Here is a 16,327-nt window from a genome sequence, read left to right on the forward strand (position 1 = left end):
TGAATGTAAGGCTTTACAAATTTTTAAAATATGGTATACTAGAAACAAATTAAGCGCAAACGTTTTCTTAAAACAAAGCCTTAAACAATATAAGGAGGTTGAATGATGAACAAAGGATCATTCAAAAGTTTATTTAGCTTTGAATTCTGGCAGAAGTTCGGTAAGGCCTTGATGGTCGTTATCGCTGTCATGCCAGCGGCTGGGTTGATGATTTCAATCGGGAAATCAATCCCTATGATCAACCCGAATTTAGCTCCACTTGTTATTACAGGTGGAATTCTCGAACAAATCGGTTGGGGGGTTATCGGGAACCTTCACATCCTCTTTGCCCTTGCTATCGGTGGTAGCTGGGCCAAAGAACGTGCAGGGGGTGCCTTTGCAGCTGGTCTCTCTTTCATCTTGATTAACCGCATTACCGGTGCAGTTTTCGGAGTGACATCTGCAACGTTAGCTGATAAAACTGCAACGGTTCACACAATCTTCGGTGGATCGATTAAAGTTGCGGACTATTTCATCAGTGTTCTTGAAGCACCAGCCCTTAATATGGGGGTATTTGTAGGGATTATCTCAGGTTTCGTTGGAGCAACTGCCTTCAATAAATACTACAACTACCGTAAACTCCCAGAAGCCCTTTCTTTCTTCAACGGGAAACGCTTTGTACCATTCGTTGTTATCGTACGTTCAGCACTCACAGCCTTGGTTTTGTCAGCCTTGTGGCCAGTAGTTCAATCAGGAATTAATGGATTTGGTGTTTGGATCGCCAACTCACAATCAACAGCTCCAGTATTGGCACCATTCTTGTTTGGTACCTTGGAACGTCTTCTCTTGCCATTTGGTCTTCACCACATGTTGACCATTCCAATCAACTATACTCAATTGGGTGGTAGCTACCAAGTTCTTACAGGTGCTGCCAAAGGAACAACTGTATTTGGACAAGATCCACTTTGGTTGGCTTGGGTAACAGACCTTGTCAACTTGAAGAAAGCTGATCCTAGCCAATACCAACACTTGCTTCATGCATACACACCAGCTCGTTTCAAAGTTGGTCAAATGATCGGATCATTTGGTATTTTGATGGGGATTGTGGTTGCTATCTACCGCAATGTGGATCCAGATAAAAAAGAAAAATACAAAGGGATGCTTTTTGCAACTGCCCTTGCAACCTTCTTGACTGGTGTAACAGAACCAATTGAATACATGTTCATGTTTATTGCTACACCATTGTACATCATCTATGCTCTTGTTCAAGGGGCTGCCTTTGCAATGGCTGACTTGGTTAACCTTCGAGTTCACTCATTCGGTTCAATCGAATTCTTGACACGTACCCCAATGGCCATCAACGCTGGTTTGGCATTAGATATCTTTAACTTTGTATGGGTAACAGTCCTCTTTGGATTTATCATGTACTTCATTGCCAACTTCATGATTAAGAAATTCAATTATGCGACTCCAGGACGTAACGGTAACTATGAACAAAATGATGATGCTCCTGCAGGAGATGGTGCAGCAGCAGGTGCTGCTACAAGCTCAGCAAGCTCACAAGTCATTAACATCATCAACCTTCTTGGTGGACGTGCCAATATCGTCGACGTTGACGCATGTATGACTCGTCTTCGTGTAACCGTTAAAGACGCTGAAAAAGTCGGAACAGAAGAACAATGGAAAGCTGAAGGCGCTATGGGTCTTGTCATGAAAGGACAAGGGGTCCAAGCGATCTACGGACCTAAAGCTGACGTATTGAAATCTGATATCCAAGACGTTCTTGATTCAGGTGAAGTTATTCCTGAAACACTTCCTAGCCAAATGACAGCAGTTCAAAAGGCTGAAGCAACCTTTAAAGGGGTAACTGATGAAGTGCACTCTGTTGCAGATGGTGAAGTGATCAATATTGAGGATGTGAAAGATCCTGTATTCTCACAAAAAATGATGGGAGACGGATTTGCAGTTGAGCCTGAAAATGGCCACATCGTTTCACCAGTTGCTGGTAAAGTTACTAGTGTCTTCCCAACCAAACATGCCCTTGGTTTGGTAACAGATAATGGTTTGGAAGTCTTGGTTCACATCGGTCTAGATACAGTTAGTCTTGAAGGAAAACCATTTGAGGTTAAAGTTTCTGAAGGTCAAACAGTGGCTGCTGGAGACCTCTTGGTGGAAGCAGACCTTGATGCAATCCGTGCAGCTGGTCGTGAAACTTCAACAATTGTTGTCTTCACAAATGCAGATGCGATTAAATCTGTTAAGGTCGAACATACTGGTAAATTGGCTGCAAATACGCCTGTTGCAACAGTAGAATTATAAGAGATGTCGGCAAAGAAAACGAGGTTGGGGCAGTGTACCCGGCCTCTTGCCGTTTCTTGATTTGAAAAGAAGGAGAAATCAGGGGATGAAATTTTTAACATTAAATTCCCATAGTTGGATGGAAGAGAATGCCCAGCAAAAATTTGAGACCCTCAAGGAGCAAATTTTAGAAGCACAATATGATGTGATCTGTTTCCAAGAGGTCAATCAAGAAATGGCCTCAGAAGCAGTTAAAACGGATGAGTATTATCAAGCTTTGCCATCAGCTGTAGCCATTCACAAGGATCACTTTGTTCGCGTATTGGTTGAGGAGTTGGCTGCTCAAGGTCTTCACTATTACTGGACTTGGGCCTACAACCATATTGGCTATGATCACCTCAATGAGGGTGTGGCCGTTCTTTCGCGTCAACCCTTGAAGGCGGATGAGATTTTGGTATCCAATATGGATGATCCAACGGACTACCATACTCGTCGAGTAGCCGTTGCCCATACAAGTGTAGATGGCAAAGAGATTGCTGTTGCCAGCGTCCATCTTTCTTGGTGGGACAAAGGTTTCCAATTTGAGTGGCCACGCATTGAGAACTACTTCAGCCAAGTAGGCAAACCCTTTATTCTAGCTGGTGATTTCAATAATCCTGCTGGTCAAGAAGGGTATGAAACGATTCTATCCAGTTCGCTAAAACTTCAAGATAGTTTTATCGAAGCCAAAGAAACAAAGGGGACTTATACTGTAGGTCCTGGAATCGATGGCTGGACGGATAATCAAGTTCCATTGCGAATCGATTACGTCTTTGCAAGTCCAGAATGGGACATCCAGCGTCTACATGTCATTTTTGATGATCAAAACAAACCCCATGTCAGTGATCACTATGGCTTAGAAGCTGAATTATCACTTTAATATAAATGGAGAGTCGAAAGGAAAACGATTTTATTCAATCGTCCTTCGACTCTTTTTTATGGATCAATGAGGAGCAAGCATAGGGGATTCTCCTGTTCTTCTGCTTTCTTTACGATTCAATTTATGGTAAAATGAAGTGTTAAAACAGTTTAAGGAGGTAGCAAATGCGTTGTCCAAAATGTGGTGGAAGTAAGTCTAGTGTGGTGGATAGTCGACAAGCTGAAGATGGGAACACCATCCGTCGTCGCAGGGAATGCGAAGAATGCCATTATCGCTTTACTACCTACGAACGAGTGGAAGAGCGGACCCTAGTGGTTGTCAAAAAGGATGGGACACGCGAGCAATTTTCTCGTGATAAAATCTTTAACGGTATTATCCGCTCGGCTCAAAAACGGCCTGTTTCTAGTGACGAAATTGAAGAAATTGTAAACCGGATCGAGCAAAAGGTTCGCAGCCAAAGTGATAATGAAATCAACAGTGAATATATTGGTTCGTTGGTCATGGATGAGTTAGCAGATCTAGATGAGATCACCTATGTCCGTTTTGCTAGTGTTTACCGGAGTTTCAAGGATGTCGGTGAGTTAGAGACCCTCTTGAAACAAATTACGAAGGGAACCAAGAAGAAAAAGGAAAAATAGATGAAGCCCAATACGCCTTTCGCATTTTTAAAAAATAATCTTCTTCCACCGGCAGGGGCTGCATTGGAGCAGTATTACCTGCCTATTTTGGAGATGGAAACGGTAACGGTTTATCGTTATCTGCTGGCCTCTTATGATCAGGGTGAAAAACAATATTTACTGGCTCAAATCCTCAATCATTTGAATATAGGATTTCCACAGTTGCTACTGGCTTTTGATCGCTTAATTGCCATGGGGTTGATCGATCTCTATGAGGAAGAAGTTGGGATCACCATCCAGTTACATGCTCCTCTTGCGTCGGAAGAATTTTTTTCGAATGCTGTTTTTAAACGCTTGCTTGAAAAAAAGATTGGGGAAAAGGCTGTTGAGGATCTGATCCCAGCACGCTCTTTAGGAACTAGACGGCAAGTTTCCTTCTCTCAAGTCTTTGGACTAGATGCTGGTGAGGCGACCGTTCTTCCAAGTAAGAAACAGCAGTTTGATATGGAAATGTTTAAGCGAATGATGGGGCGTGATGGACTCCGTTTTGCGGATGAAGGAGAAGCAACCTTAGCTCTCTTTGCCATCGCAGAAGAACAACAATGGACCTGGTATGAAACCTATCTCCTAGCAAAAGAAACGGCTGTAGAGCAGATTGTCTCTCCAAAGAGAATGAAGCAAAAGTTGGCTCAGGCGAGCCAAGAGCAACCACGCATGTCCTATAGCCGTCAGGAAGAAACCATTCTGAGGGAAGCTAAGGCAAAATCCAGCCTACAATTTCTAGCGGAGATTAAGAAGGCGCGCAATGCGACCATTACGCAGAGCGAACGCAAGACTTTATCCAAGTTAGCTGATCTAGGCTTACTAGATGAGGTGATCAATATTATTTTATTGTTGACCTTTAATAAGACCCAGTCTGCTAATCTCAATGAAAAGTATGCTTTGAAGGTAGGAAATGATTTTTCTTATCAAGGGGTCAACAGTGCAGAACTAGCGATTTTAAAAGTTCGAGAACGCCAGGAACAAGCTAAGGCTCAAGGAAACAAGGTGACGAGTCCTACATCAGCCAAGAGCAAGCACAGCAATGTTCCCAAGTGGAGCCAACCAAATTATCAAAATCAAACCAGTCAAGCAGAAAAGGTGGATCTTGCTAAAGAGAAACAACGCCTGTTAGAAAAACTGAATCAAGGAGGTGAGTAGATGGAAAGTGTAGGTCAAACCATGTCTCACATGAACCGTGCGCGTCAATTTAACTATGAGGATTTGGTCACACAGATCTTGGCAGACCAAGAAGTGTCTGCCTTTATCAAGGACCAGTCTTTGTCTGAACAAGAAATTCGACGGAGTATTTCAAAATTTAATCAATACATTAGTGAACGCAACCGTTTCTTATTGGGAGATCCAGATTATATTGCCAAAGGTTATAAACCCATCCTCACCATGAATGAGGGCTATGCGGATGTCGCTTATGAGGAAACACCAGAGTTGATCGAAGCCCAAAAACGTGCTGCGATCAACCAACGTCTCAACTTGATCAATCTCCCTTCAACCTTGAAAGAGGCGAGTCTAGCTAAGGTAGAGCTCGATGATAAGGGGCGATTTGAGGCCTTTGAAGAATTAGCCAATTTTGTGGCCAACTATCCGGAATATCAAAAGGGGATCTACCTCTATGGTGATTTTGGAGTAGGAAAGAGCTACATGATGGCAGCCTTGGCTCATGATTTATCCGAAAAACGCCAGGCCTCTACCACCTTACTTCATTTCCCAAGTTTTGCTATCGATGTCAAAAATGCCATCAGTTCAGGCTTGGTCAAAGAAACCGTCGATCAGGTGAAAAAAGCCGAAATTTTAATTCTCGATGATATAGGTGCGGAACAGATGTCAGCCTGGGTGCGAGATGAAATCTTACAAGTGATTTTGCAGCACCGAATGCAGGAAAATCTCCCAACCTTCTTTACTTCTAACTTTAATTTTGAAGAGCTGGAACGTCATTTTGCAGCTTCGCGTAATGGAGATGAAACCTGGCAGGCCAAACGGGTCATGGAGCGCGTGAAATTTTTAGCCAAGGAAATCCATCTGGAAGGAGTCAATCGCCGATGAATGAAACCATCCGTTTAATGAAATCTCATTTTTCTGTTCGCCGTTTTAAGGAAGAAGCCATCAAAGAAGCTGACCTCAAGGAAATTTTATCAGCTGGGCAGATGGCATCAAGTTGGAAAAACTTTCAGTCTTATTCTGTTATTGTGGTCAAAAGCAAGGAAAAGAAAGAAGCTCTTTACGACTTTCTTCCTCAAGAAGCGATTCGCCAATCAGCCGTCTTTCTCCTCTTTGTTGGGGATTTAAACCGCGCTGGAAAAGCTGTCAAACTTCATGAGCAGGATTTCCATCCTGAAGGGGTGGACAACTTACTGATCACCTCAGTGGATGCGGCTCTAGCAGCTCAAAATACGCTATTGGCAGCTGAAAGTCTCGGCTATGGTGGAGTGATGATCGGCATGTTGCGCTACTGTTCAGAAGAAGTCGCAGAACTCTTCCGTCTGCCAGACTATACCTATCCGGTTTTTGGGATTGCTCTCGGAGTACCCAACCAGCAACATGCGGTGAAACCACGTTTGCCATTGGAGCAGGTTGTTTTTGAAGAAGAATACCAAGAACAAGACCTATCAGTTGTGACTGCCTATGACAAGGTTCAGGCAGATTATGCTGGAGCGCGTGCAACCGACAGCTGGAGCGAGCGTCTTGCAGCTCAATTTGGTCAACCTGAACAAGAAGAGACCAAAAAACTACTAGAAAAACACAAACTATTATGAAATGAAGAGAGGCGTTCTTGAACCGAGGTCTCGCCTTTCATTAGAAAAGAGGAAATCATGGCCCTACCAACTATTGCGATTGTAGGCCGTCCCAATGTCGGAAAATCTACACTCTTTAACCGGATTGCCGGTGAGCGGATTTCCATCGTTGAGGATGTAGAAGGAGTCACTCGTGACCGCATTTATGCAACAGCTGAGTGGTTGAATCGAAAATTTAGTATCATCGATACGGGGGGAATTGATGACGTAGATGCCCCATTTATGGAGCAAATCAAGCATCAGGCAGAAATTGCCATGGACGAAGCAGATGTGATCGTCTTTGTTGTTTCTGGAAAAGAAGGGATCACGGATGCGGATGAATATGTCACTCGTATCTTGTATAAGACCCATAAACCGGTTATTCTTGCAGTCAACAAGGTGGATAACCCAGAGATGCGCAATGATATCTATGACTTTTATGCCTTAGGACTGGGCGAGCCACTACCGGTATCCTCTGTCCACGGGATCGGAACTGGGGATGTTCTCGATGCCATCATCGAAAATCTTCCGAATGACACAGAAGAAGAAAATCCAGATATCATCAAGTTTAGCTTGATTGGTCGTCCAAATGTTGGGAAATCAAGCTTGATCAATGCAATCCTTGGAGAAGACCGCGTGATTGCTAGCCCAGTAGCTGGAACCACACGGGATGCCATTGATACCCATTTTACTGATGCAGATGGCCAAGAATTTACCATGATTGATACAGCTGGTATGCGCAAATCTGGTAAAATCTATGAAAACACTGAGAAATATTCTGTCATGCGTGCCATGCGTGCCATCGACCGCTCAGATGTGGTTTTGATGGTTATCAATGCCGAAGAAGGGATTCGGGAGTATGACAAACGGATCGCTGGCTTTGCTCATGAAGCTGGTAAAGGTATGATCATTGTTGTCAACAAATGGGATACCATTGAAAAAGACAACCATACCATGAAGCAGTGGGAAGATGACATTCGCGATCAATTCCAATACCTTTCTTATGCGCCGATTGTTTTTGTCTCTGCCTTAACCAAACAACGCTTGCACAAGTTGCCAGAGATGATCAAACAGATCAGTGAGAGTCAAAATACACGAATTCCTTCAGCTGTCTTGAACGATGTGATTATGGATGCCATTGCCATTAATCCAACGCCGACCGACAAAGGAAAACGTCTCAAGATCTTCTATGCGACACAAGTGGCAACCAAGCCGCCAACTTTTGTGGTCTTTGTTAACGAAGAAGAACTGATGCACTTCTCATACCTCCGTTTCTTGGAGAACCAAATTCGCAAGGCCTTTGTTTTTGAAGGAACTCCAATCCATTTGATTGCTCGAAAACGGAAGTAGGGAATAAGAGACAAATGGATCAAAGTGGAGAAGGATATTTCAAATGATAAAACGCTCATTCTTCCAACTATGAAAATAACTAAAAGTAGCGCATAAGCGTTGCTTTTTTTAATAAGCTGGTAAAATGAAGTGGAGGATAGTCAGATGCGTAGTATCATGGTCCGGATATTCTTTATTCCTTATGCTTTTTTTAAGGATGAGTAGAGTAAACTCATGAACATCATGAGAGCTTTAGGTTTGTGTACTTATTATTTAAAATCTATCTGTATCTCCTGTTTCTCGGTTCGATCGTAAGCTTGGAGCTCTTGATCCTATTGCTGGGGATTTTATTAAAAAATAAGGTCGTGTTTTTTCTTTTCTCTATGAGCAATCGGGATTTTGCTATTCCCGTTGTTTAGCTATTCGATCAAACAGTTAACAGATAGATATTAGGGATAGCTGTTTGAACTGAGAGCGTTACGAAATCAGGTAAAAAACGGGCTAAAATCCTTTCAAGATGATGACTATTTTTTCTAATTTTTGCTTAAATATGGTATAATAAAGGGATTAATCTAAGGTGGTAAACATGGCAAAATTAATTCCTGGGAAGGTTCGTTCACAAGGGAGCCTTCTCTATGAAGCTGGGAAGGTTTCCCTTCAGGAAGTAAAAGAAAAATACCTATATTTTCGGGTGGAAGAAGAAAGCTTGCGGTACAGTTTGGACGACGATGCTGTTTTTTGTAGCTGTGCTTTCTTTCAAAAGAAAAAATTCTGTACACATCTAGCAGCTGTGGAAGCTTTTTTGAAGAATGATGACAGTGGGAAAGCAGCTCTTACAAGCCTTGAAGAAGATGCCACGGCGACTGAAGAAACGCAGGAGAAGGTCTCTTTTGGAAGTTTGTTTTTAGACCAGGTCCTTCCAAAAATCGAAAAGAAAGAAACTCGCTATGTCTTATCAGCAGTCGGGCAGGAGGATGAATACTCTGGTCAATTCTTGTGGACCCTTCGCATTCGTCGCTTGCCAGACGAGCGTTCTTATGTGATCAGAGATGTGCTAGCTTTTTTGCAGACCCTTCAGAAAGAAGGCCACTTTGCAATTGGCAAAAGTTACTATGAACCCATTTCTTACTTAGAATTTGATGGGCCTAGTCAGGATGTGATCAATTTCCTACAAGGCTTGGTCACAGATAGTGGCTCGAAAGAGCAAGATTTCTTTCCCAATGCTGGGCGCCATCTTTATTTTCCACCGACTCTCTTTGAAGAAGCTGTAGAATTACTAATGAATTTGGATTCCTTCCTCTTGCAATACAGCTTGTATGATTTTTCTGAAGTCTATTTTCAGGATGTCCATGGGGAGGAAGATCTCTTTCATTTTCAGGTGGAAGACCATGGTGATTTTTACGAATTGATCATTACTGAGCCACAAGTGAAGGTTGTCGAGTCTGCTGTTTACCTGTTTCGAAATGGTGTCTTCTATCACCTGACGCCCCAACAGCGGACCTTATGGAAGGCGATTCAAGACTTACCAATGGATCAAGATCGAAAAAAACGCCTGCATTTTGATCCAACGGATCAGACCAAACTTTCCTATAGTTTAAAAGAGTTCAAAAAACTGGGACAAATAACAGCCCCGACCAGCTTTTTAATCCACGATTTCACTCCGGAATTTCATTTTGATCTAGCACAGGATCAGACTGTATTACTGGATGTTGTCTTTCAATACCAGGATCGTGTGGTGACCACGCGTGAGGAACTTCTCAATCTTCCTTATTCTAGTGATTTCGATAAGGAGCAAGAAGTTTTTTCAACCATGCTAGCAGCAGGTTTTACGGATGATTTTTCTTCCCAAAGAAGTCCTTTATCAAGTGAGCAAATCTATCCATTCTTTCACCAACAGATCCCGACTTTTGAAGCCTTAGGAGAGGTTACCCTCTCTGATAGCCTTTTAGATCTTTATCAAGTGGAGCGTCCAAAAATTGATGTTAAAACCAATGGCAGTCTACTGGAGATCGGTTTTGACTTTGAAAGTGTGGATCCAGCCGAAGTGGACCAGGTCCTCAAAGCTCTAGTAGGGCAAAAAGACTATTTTGTCAGCCATACAGGGAAAGTTCTTGTCTTTGATGAAGAAACCAAGAAGATCAGTCGAGCCTTAGCAGATCTGCGGGCGAAAATGAGCAAGGGTGGGAAACTACAAGCCCGCCGGATTGCCGCTTATCAGCTATCTGATTTGTTGGCAGATCAAGACAATGTTCATTTTTCAGAAGACTTTCGAAATTTAGCTCATGATTTGACTCATCCAGAAGACTTCCAACTCCCTCAGATGACAATCCAAGCGACCCTAAGGGATTACCAAGAAACAGGGGTTAAATGGTTCTCCATGTTAAATCATTATGGTTTTGGTGGTATTTTAGCGGATGATATGGGGCTTGGGAAAACCCTGCAGACTATTTCCTTCTTGACCAGTGTCGCAAAAAAAGAAACTAAAATCTTGATTCTAGCTCCATCTAGTCTCATCTACAATTGGAAACAAGAATTTTCAAAATTCGCTCCTCAGATGGAAGTGGCAGTCGTCTATGGTCTCAAGCAGCACCGAGATGAACTCATCGCAACCAATCCACAGGTAGTTATCACTAGTTACGCGTCTTTTCGTCAAGATGTGGAGGAATACCAGAAAAATCAGTATGAGTACTTGATTCTAGATGAAGCCCAGGTCATGAAAAATGCCCAAACCAAGATTGCCCAACACTTACGTGGCTTTGAGGTTCCGCATGTGTTTGCCCTATCTGGGACACCGATTGAAAATCATGTGGGTGAACTCTGGTCCATTTTCCAAATTGTCCTTCCAGGGCTCTTCCCAGCTAAAAGAGAATTTCAAAAATTGAGTCCTGAGACCATTGCACGATTTGTCAAACCTTTTGTCATGAGACGGAAAAAAGATGAAGTGCTCCAAGAATTACCGGACTTGATTGAAACAACCTATCACAATGAGTTGGATGAAAGCCAAAAAACGATCTATTTGGCTCAATTAAAACAAATTCAAGATCGGGTTCGAAGCTCTAGCGAGGAAGAACTAAATCGGAGTAAGGTGGAAATTCTCTCGGGTCTCATGCGCCTTCGCCAAATCTGTGATACCCCCGCCCTCTTTATGGAAGACTATCAGGGAGATAGTGGGAAATTGGAGAGCCTTCGAGATCTTTTGGGTCAAATCAAGGATGGCGAACACCGGGTTTTGATCTTCTCTCAATTTAGAGGCATGCTGGATATCCTAGAGCAGGAGATTGACCAGCTTGGCATGACCTCCTTTAAAATCACAGGTTCTACTCCCGCTAAAGATCGACAAGAAATGACCAATGCTTTTAATGCAGGTGAGCGCCATGCTTTTCTCATTTCTCTGAAGGCTGGAGGGGTTGGATTGAACCTCACTGGTGCCGATACGGTCATCTTAGTCGATTTGTGGTGGAATCCTGCAGTGGAAGACCAGGCTATTGGACGTGCCCATCGAATGGGACAGGAACAAAATGTTGAAGTTTACCGCATGATTACTCGTGGTACGATCGAAGAAAAAATCCAAGAACTACAAGCTTCCAAAAGACACTTGGTCTCAACGATTTTAGACGGAACGGAAACACGATCTAGTTTATCGGTTGAGGAAATTCGTGAGATTCTTGGAATTCAGTCAGAATAGCTTGAAAAATTCTGTGAATAGTTTATAATTAATGGAGTGTCGAAAGGAAGAAAGCATGACAGAAAAATATTTTCCTCAAGTAGGGGATAATGAGTTGATGTTAACAGAGATGCCCCACATGAACCTGTATGATGAAACAGACTTGATTAGTAACATTACAGGCGACTATGTGGATAAAAATTATTTGGAATGGCAACCGATTGCTGAAAATACCAAACCTAAGCATCCTTACCACCAACCATTAGAAGAGCCCCTACCGAAAAGACGGCCAGTAAGAAAACCTGATTTTAAAGAGCCGATTGATAAAAAAAGCCCAGCCAATCGTTATGCAGAGGAAGCGAGAGAGCGCGCTCGTGAAGATCTGAAAAAGAAACGCACAGCTCCCTATCTGACAACGGATCCAGCAGCTACTACAAGTAAACGGAAAAAACCATTTATTTCTGAACGAAAACCTGGTCAGCCAACGGCTCCCTTCCAAAAGGAAAATCCGGGTGAATTATTGAAATATAGCAAACGATTACGACAAGATCAGTTGATCCTTGCAGAGTTCGAATCTGCAGGAGAACCAGAAGTGGCAGAACCGACTGAAAAGAAAAACAATTATGATTTCTTAAAGACTAGCCAAATATACAATAAAGATCAGCACAAGTTGAAACCACAGCCAATCAAACAAGAATTGGATTTAACCCATCTAGATCAAGAATAAGGAGAAAACATGTCTAATACATACCATTTTATTGGAATTAAAGGAGCAGGGATGAGTGCTTTAGCCCTCATGCTTCACCAAATGGGACATACGGTTCAAGGGTCAGATGTTGAGAAGTATTACTTTACGCAACGTGGCTTGGAACAAGTAGGAATTCAAATTTATCCATTTGATGTGAAAAATTTGGAAGGCGACAAGATCCTCATTGCCGGGAATGCTTTCCGTCCAGATAACAATGTGGAAATTGCTTATGCAGATGAGCATGGCCTAACTTATAAACGCTACCATGAATTCCTTGGTGAATTTATGCGTGACTTCGTCAGCATGGGGGTTGCCGGAGCACACGGAAAAACCTCGACAACAGGGATGCTTTCTCACGTCTTATCAAATATCACTGACACCAGTTATTTGATTGGTGACGGGACAGGTCGTGGCTCTGCAGCAGCCAAATACTTTGTCTTTGAATCAGATGAGTATGAACGCCACTTTATGCCTTACCATCCTGAATACAGCATCATCACCAATATTGACTTCGACCATCCAGACTATTTCACGAGCTTGGAAGATGTCTTTAATGCTTTTAACGATTATGCCAAACAAATCAGTAAGGGCCTCTTCATCTACGGAGAAGACAAAGAATTGCGTCGGATTACCTCATCAGCACCAATTTATTACTATGGTTTTGATAAGGAGACGAACGATTTTGTGGCAAGCAACTTGCTTCGCTCAACGACAGGTTCAACCTTCAACGTTCATTTCCGTGGAGAAGATTTGGGGCAATTCCATATCCCAACATTTGGTCGTCACAACATCATGAATGCTACAGCAGTCATTGGTTTGCTTTACATTGCAGGATTTGATTTAGATTTAGTCCGCGAGCATTTGAAGACCTTTGCTGGAGTGAAACGTCGCTTTACTGAAAAAGTAGTCAATGGAACAGTGATCATCGATGACTTTGCGCACCATCCAACGGAAATTATTGCAACCTTGGATGCGGCCCGTCAAAAATACCCAAGTAAAGAGATTGTGGCCATTTTCCAACCACATACCTTTACACGGACCATTGCCTTGTTAGATGAATTTGCAGAAGCCTTGAATCAAGCAGATGCTGTTTACTTGGCACAGATCTATGGCTCTGCGCGTGAAGTCGATCACGGCGATGTGAAAGTTGAAGATTTGGAAGCAAAAATTGTCAAACGCTCAGCGATTATTACAGCTGAGAATGTTTCTCCTCTTCTTGACCATGATAATGCAGTCTATGTCTTTATGGGAGCAGGAGATATTCAAACCTATGAATACTCATTTGAGCGTTTATTATCTAGTTTGACACATAGTGTACAATAAGAGATGATTGAGTCTGGAATCTTTTGGTTCCAGACTCAAATTTATCTGTCCACTGAAGGAGTATGAGATGAGGAAAGCAGGATGATGATTCGATCAATCACCCCAGCTGATCAAGAACAGCTGCTGTTACTAGAAGAAGAACTTCATGGCAATGAAGGAAAGGAGCACAGGGCCACTCTTGAGGAAGCGCTAGGTTCGAAGGAAGCCATTTCTTTGCTTGCAGAGCAGGCGGGGGATGCTGTGGCTTACTTGTTGGCGACAGAAGACCAGCCTTTAAAAAGAGACCTAATTGTATTGCGACTAGCAGTGAGACCAGCCTTTCAAGGTCAAGGCTATGGTTCTATTTTAATCGCTGCTTTAAAGGATCTAGCTGTTCAAAAGGAAAAGGAAGCCATTTGGATCGATTGCCCAGAAGACTTACTATCTTATTTTTCCCAGCAAGGATTTCGAGATGAAGCTGAGTCTGATCGAGGTGTCCATATGGTTTGGGAACGATAGAAGGAGTAAATGATGAAAGAAAAGATTCACATTAGACAGGCAGAGCTGCAGGATTTGGATGCCATCGAGCGCATTGAGCTTGAGAATTTCTCAGAAGAAGAAGCGATTGCGCGTGAGATTTTAAAAGATCACATCGAAAAGATTCAAACGACATTTCTTGTAGCAGAGTGCCAGGGTCAGATTTTAGGCTATTTAGAAGGACCTGTTAGACCGGAGCGCTATTTGATCGATTCCTCTTTTTCAGAGGTTGAAGATCTAAGTCAGTTAGAACAGGGCTTTATTTCCATTACGAGTCTATCCATTGCTAAAGAAGCTCAAGGACTTGGAGTGGGAACCCTTTTGCTTGAAGCGATGAAAGAGATTGCGTTGAAAGATAATCGCCAAGGGATCAATTTGACCTGTCATGATTATTTGATTCCTTATTATGAAAAGCAAGGATTTACCAATGAAGGCCGGTCAGAATCCCAATATGCGGGTGAAGTTTGGTACAATCTGGTCTGGGAAAATGAAAAACTTGATTAAATAGGTATTTTAAAGAAGAAAGGCGATTTGTATTGCTTTTCTAAATCTTTTAAGATATAATATTAAGGATTATGATGAGGGAGGTCAATTATTTGACTGATAAATCACAAGACAGTGAGAAGTTATTAAGCTTCAAAGAGCAGATCCTCAGAGACTTAGAAGAGGCCAATGAGCAACTTCTAAAAATCGAAAAAGAGTATGATCTACCTGATCGAAGTATTGAAACCCCTTCTTCACTGAAAGAGGAGGAAGAAGCAACACTACCTCCAAAAGTAGAAGAATCTGCGTTGGCTCCCAAAGAAGAACCAGTGGAGCCGGTAAAGGCGACTCCTGCTGTGGAAGAAAAGAGTGAGCTTACAAAGCCTGCTAAAAAAGAACCAAGTCAGGAACCGGTAGAGGAAAGCTTATCGCGCTCTTCTCGTAACCAGCGCCAACAAAAACAAAAGAAACAAAATAAAATCGCTAAACGAATTGTGCGGACAGTAGTCAGCCTTTTGCTGATTGTGATCGTAGCTACAGGGATCTTTGCTGTGACCTATATCCATTCAGCTGTCAAGCCGATGGATAAAAATGCAACAGAATTCGTAACGGTTGAGATTCCAGCAGGTTCAAGTAATCGTGAGATTGGCGCGATCCTTGAGAAAAAAGGACTCGTGAAAAATGGTCAGTTCTTTAACTACTATACCAAGTTCAAGAACTATAGCAATTTCAAATCTGGTTATTTCAATTTGCAAAAGAGCATGGATCTAGAAACCATCATCCAAAAACTGCAAGAAGAGGGAACCAAAACTCCTCAGGCTCCAGTTCTTGGAAAGGTCACGATTCCAGAAGGTTATACGATCGATCAGATTGCGACGGCTATCACCACCAATGTCTCCACTAAGAAGGCAGGCAAGACTCCATTTAAGAAAGAAGATTTCTTGAAGGCTGTCCAAGACGATGCCTTTATTGAGAAGATGGTGGCCAAATATCCTAAGCTCTTGGCGAATCTGCCAAGTAAGGATTCTGGTGTTCGCTACCGTTTAGAAGGTTATCTCTTCCCAGCAACTTATAACTATGGGAAAGATACCACAGTGAAAGAGATGATCGATCAGATGCTTGCGGCAATGGATCAAAACTTAAGCCCATACTATGAAACACTTGAGAGCAAGAACATCAATGTAAACGAAGTATTGACTCTTGCTTCCTTGGTTGAAAAAGAAGGGGCGACGGATCAGGACCGCAAAGATATCGCGAGTGTCTTCTATAACCGCTTGAACCAAGACATGCCTTTGCAAAGTAATATTGCAATTCTTTATGCAGAAGGGAAACTTGGTCAAAAGACGACCTTAAAAGAAGATGCAACGATCAATACAGAGCTGGATTCACCTTATAATATTTATAAGAATACCGGCTTGATGCCTGGCCCAGTGGATAACCCTGGAGTATCAGCGATCGAAGCGGTGGTGAACCCAAGTAAGACCGATTACTTGTATTTTGTCGCAAATGTCGAAAATGGTGAAGTTTTCTTCGCTAAGACATACGAAGAACACAATAAAAATGTTGAAGAACACGTCAATAGTAAATTGACACAAGCAAGTTCAAACTAGAAAAAGCATGTGG

Annotated in this window: 13 protein-coding genes; all 13 read left to right on the plus strand. The window is 42.5% G+C overall.

Annotated features, from left to right (window positions below):
• Nucleotides 1-105: 105 nt before the first annotated feature.
• The 13 genes from H7T97_RS07270 (at nucleotide 106) to mltG (ending at nucleotide 16,314) form a co-directional block, all read left to right on the plus strand.
• A complete protein-coding gene (locus tag H7T97_RS07270) occupies nucleotides 106-2,298 on the plus strand; it encodes a PTS transporter subunit IIBC (protein ID WP_201089932.1) in 2,193 nt (730 codons plus the stop codon).
• Nucleotides 2,299-2,383: 85 nt separating this feature from the next.
• Nucleotides 2,384-3,196 carry an endonuclease/exonuclease/phosphatase family protein gene (locus H7T97_RS07275; protein ID WP_070845691.1) on the plus strand — a complete coding sequence of 271 codons (813 nt, stop codon included), beginning with the start codon at nucleotides 2,384-2,386 and terminating at the stop codon, nucleotides 3,194-3,196.
• 164 nt (nucleotides 3,197-3,360) lie between these two features.
• Nucleotides 3,361-3,834 carry a transcriptional regulator NrdR gene (nrdR, locus tag H7T97_RS07280; RefSeq protein WP_003005476.1) on the plus strand — a complete coding sequence of 158 codons (474 nt, stop codon included), beginning with the start codon at nucleotides 3,361-3,363 and terminating at the stop codon, nucleotides 3,832-3,834.
• Nucleotides 3,835-5,013: a replication initiation and membrane attachment family protein gene (locus H7T97_RS07285; protein ID WP_195529541.1), complete on the plus strand. Its 1,179-nt coding sequence runs from the start codon at nucleotides 3,835-3,837 to the stop codon at nucleotides 5,011-5,013.
• The gene (gene dnaI, locus H7T97_RS07290; RefSeq protein WP_195529542.1) at nucleotides 5,014-5,913 is read left to right on the plus strand and encodes a primosomal protein DnaI; all 900 of its coding nucleotides are present in this window, start codon (nucleotides 5,014-5,016) and stop codon (nucleotides 5,911-5,913) included. It begins immediately after the preceding gene.
• On the plus strand, nucleotides 5,910-6,623 hold the full coding sequence (locus H7T97_RS07295) for a nitroreductase family protein (protein WP_195529543.1): 714 nt from the start codon (nucleotides 5,910-5,912) through the stop codon (nucleotides 6,621-6,623). The genes dnaI and H7T97_RS07295 overlap by 4 nt, the downstream gene beginning before the upstream one ends.
• Nucleotides 6,624-6,680: 57 nt before the next feature.
• On the plus strand, nucleotides 6,681-7,991 hold the full coding sequence (der, locus tag H7T97_RS07300; RefSeq protein WP_031575509.1) for a ribosome biogenesis GTPase Der: 1,311 nt from the start codon (nucleotides 6,681-6,683) through the stop codon (nucleotides 7,989-7,991).
• 565 nt (nucleotides 7,992-8,556) lie between these two features.
• Complete coding sequence (locus H7T97_RS07305; protein ID WP_031575506.1) at nucleotides 8,557-11,655, plus strand: DEAD/DEAH box helicase; 3,099 nt, start codon at nucleotides 8,557-8,559, stop codon at nucleotides 11,653-11,655.
• Nucleotides 11,656-11,710: 55 nt separating this feature from the next.
• Nucleotides 11,711-12,361, plus strand: coding sequence for a hypothetical protein (locus H7T97_RS07310; protein WP_003017389.1), 651 nt, complete (start codon nucleotides 11,711-11,713; stop codon nucleotides 12,359-12,361).
• Nucleotides 12,362-12,370: 9 nt separating this feature from the next.
• Nucleotides 12,371-13,705 carry a UDP-N-acetylmuramate--L-alanine ligase gene (murC, locus tag H7T97_RS07315; RefSeq protein WP_024054775.1) on the plus strand — a complete coding sequence of 445 codons (1,335 nt, stop codon included), beginning with the start codon at nucleotides 12,371-12,373 and terminating at the stop codon, nucleotides 13,703-13,705.
• Between the two features lie 81 nt (nucleotides 13,706-13,786).
• Complete coding sequence (locus tag H7T97_RS07320) at nucleotides 13,787-14,203, plus strand: GNAT family N-acetyltransferase (RefSeq protein WP_024054776.1); 417 nt, start codon at nucleotides 13,787-13,789, stop codon at nucleotides 14,201-14,203.
• 12 nt (nucleotides 14,204-14,215) lie between these two features.
• The gene (locus H7T97_RS07325; RefSeq protein ID WP_176745539.1) at nucleotides 14,216-14,725 is read left to right on the plus strand and encodes a GNAT family N-acetyltransferase; all 510 of its coding nucleotides are present in this window, start codon (nucleotides 14,216-14,218) and stop codon (nucleotides 14,723-14,725) included.
• Nucleotides 14,726-14,784: 59 nt separating this feature from the next.
• Entirely contained in the window at nucleotides 14,785-16,314 is a 1,530-nt protein-coding gene (mltG, locus tag H7T97_RS07330) for an endolytic transglycosylase MltG (RefSeq protein WP_463260688.1), read from the plus strand.
• Nucleotides 16,315-16,327 lie beyond the last annotated feature (13 nt).

Origin of the sequence: Streptococcus parasanguinis (assembly GCF_016648925.1) — a bacterium.
Classification (GTDB): Bacteria; Bacillota; Bacilli; order Lactobacillales; family Streptococcaceae; genus Streptococcus.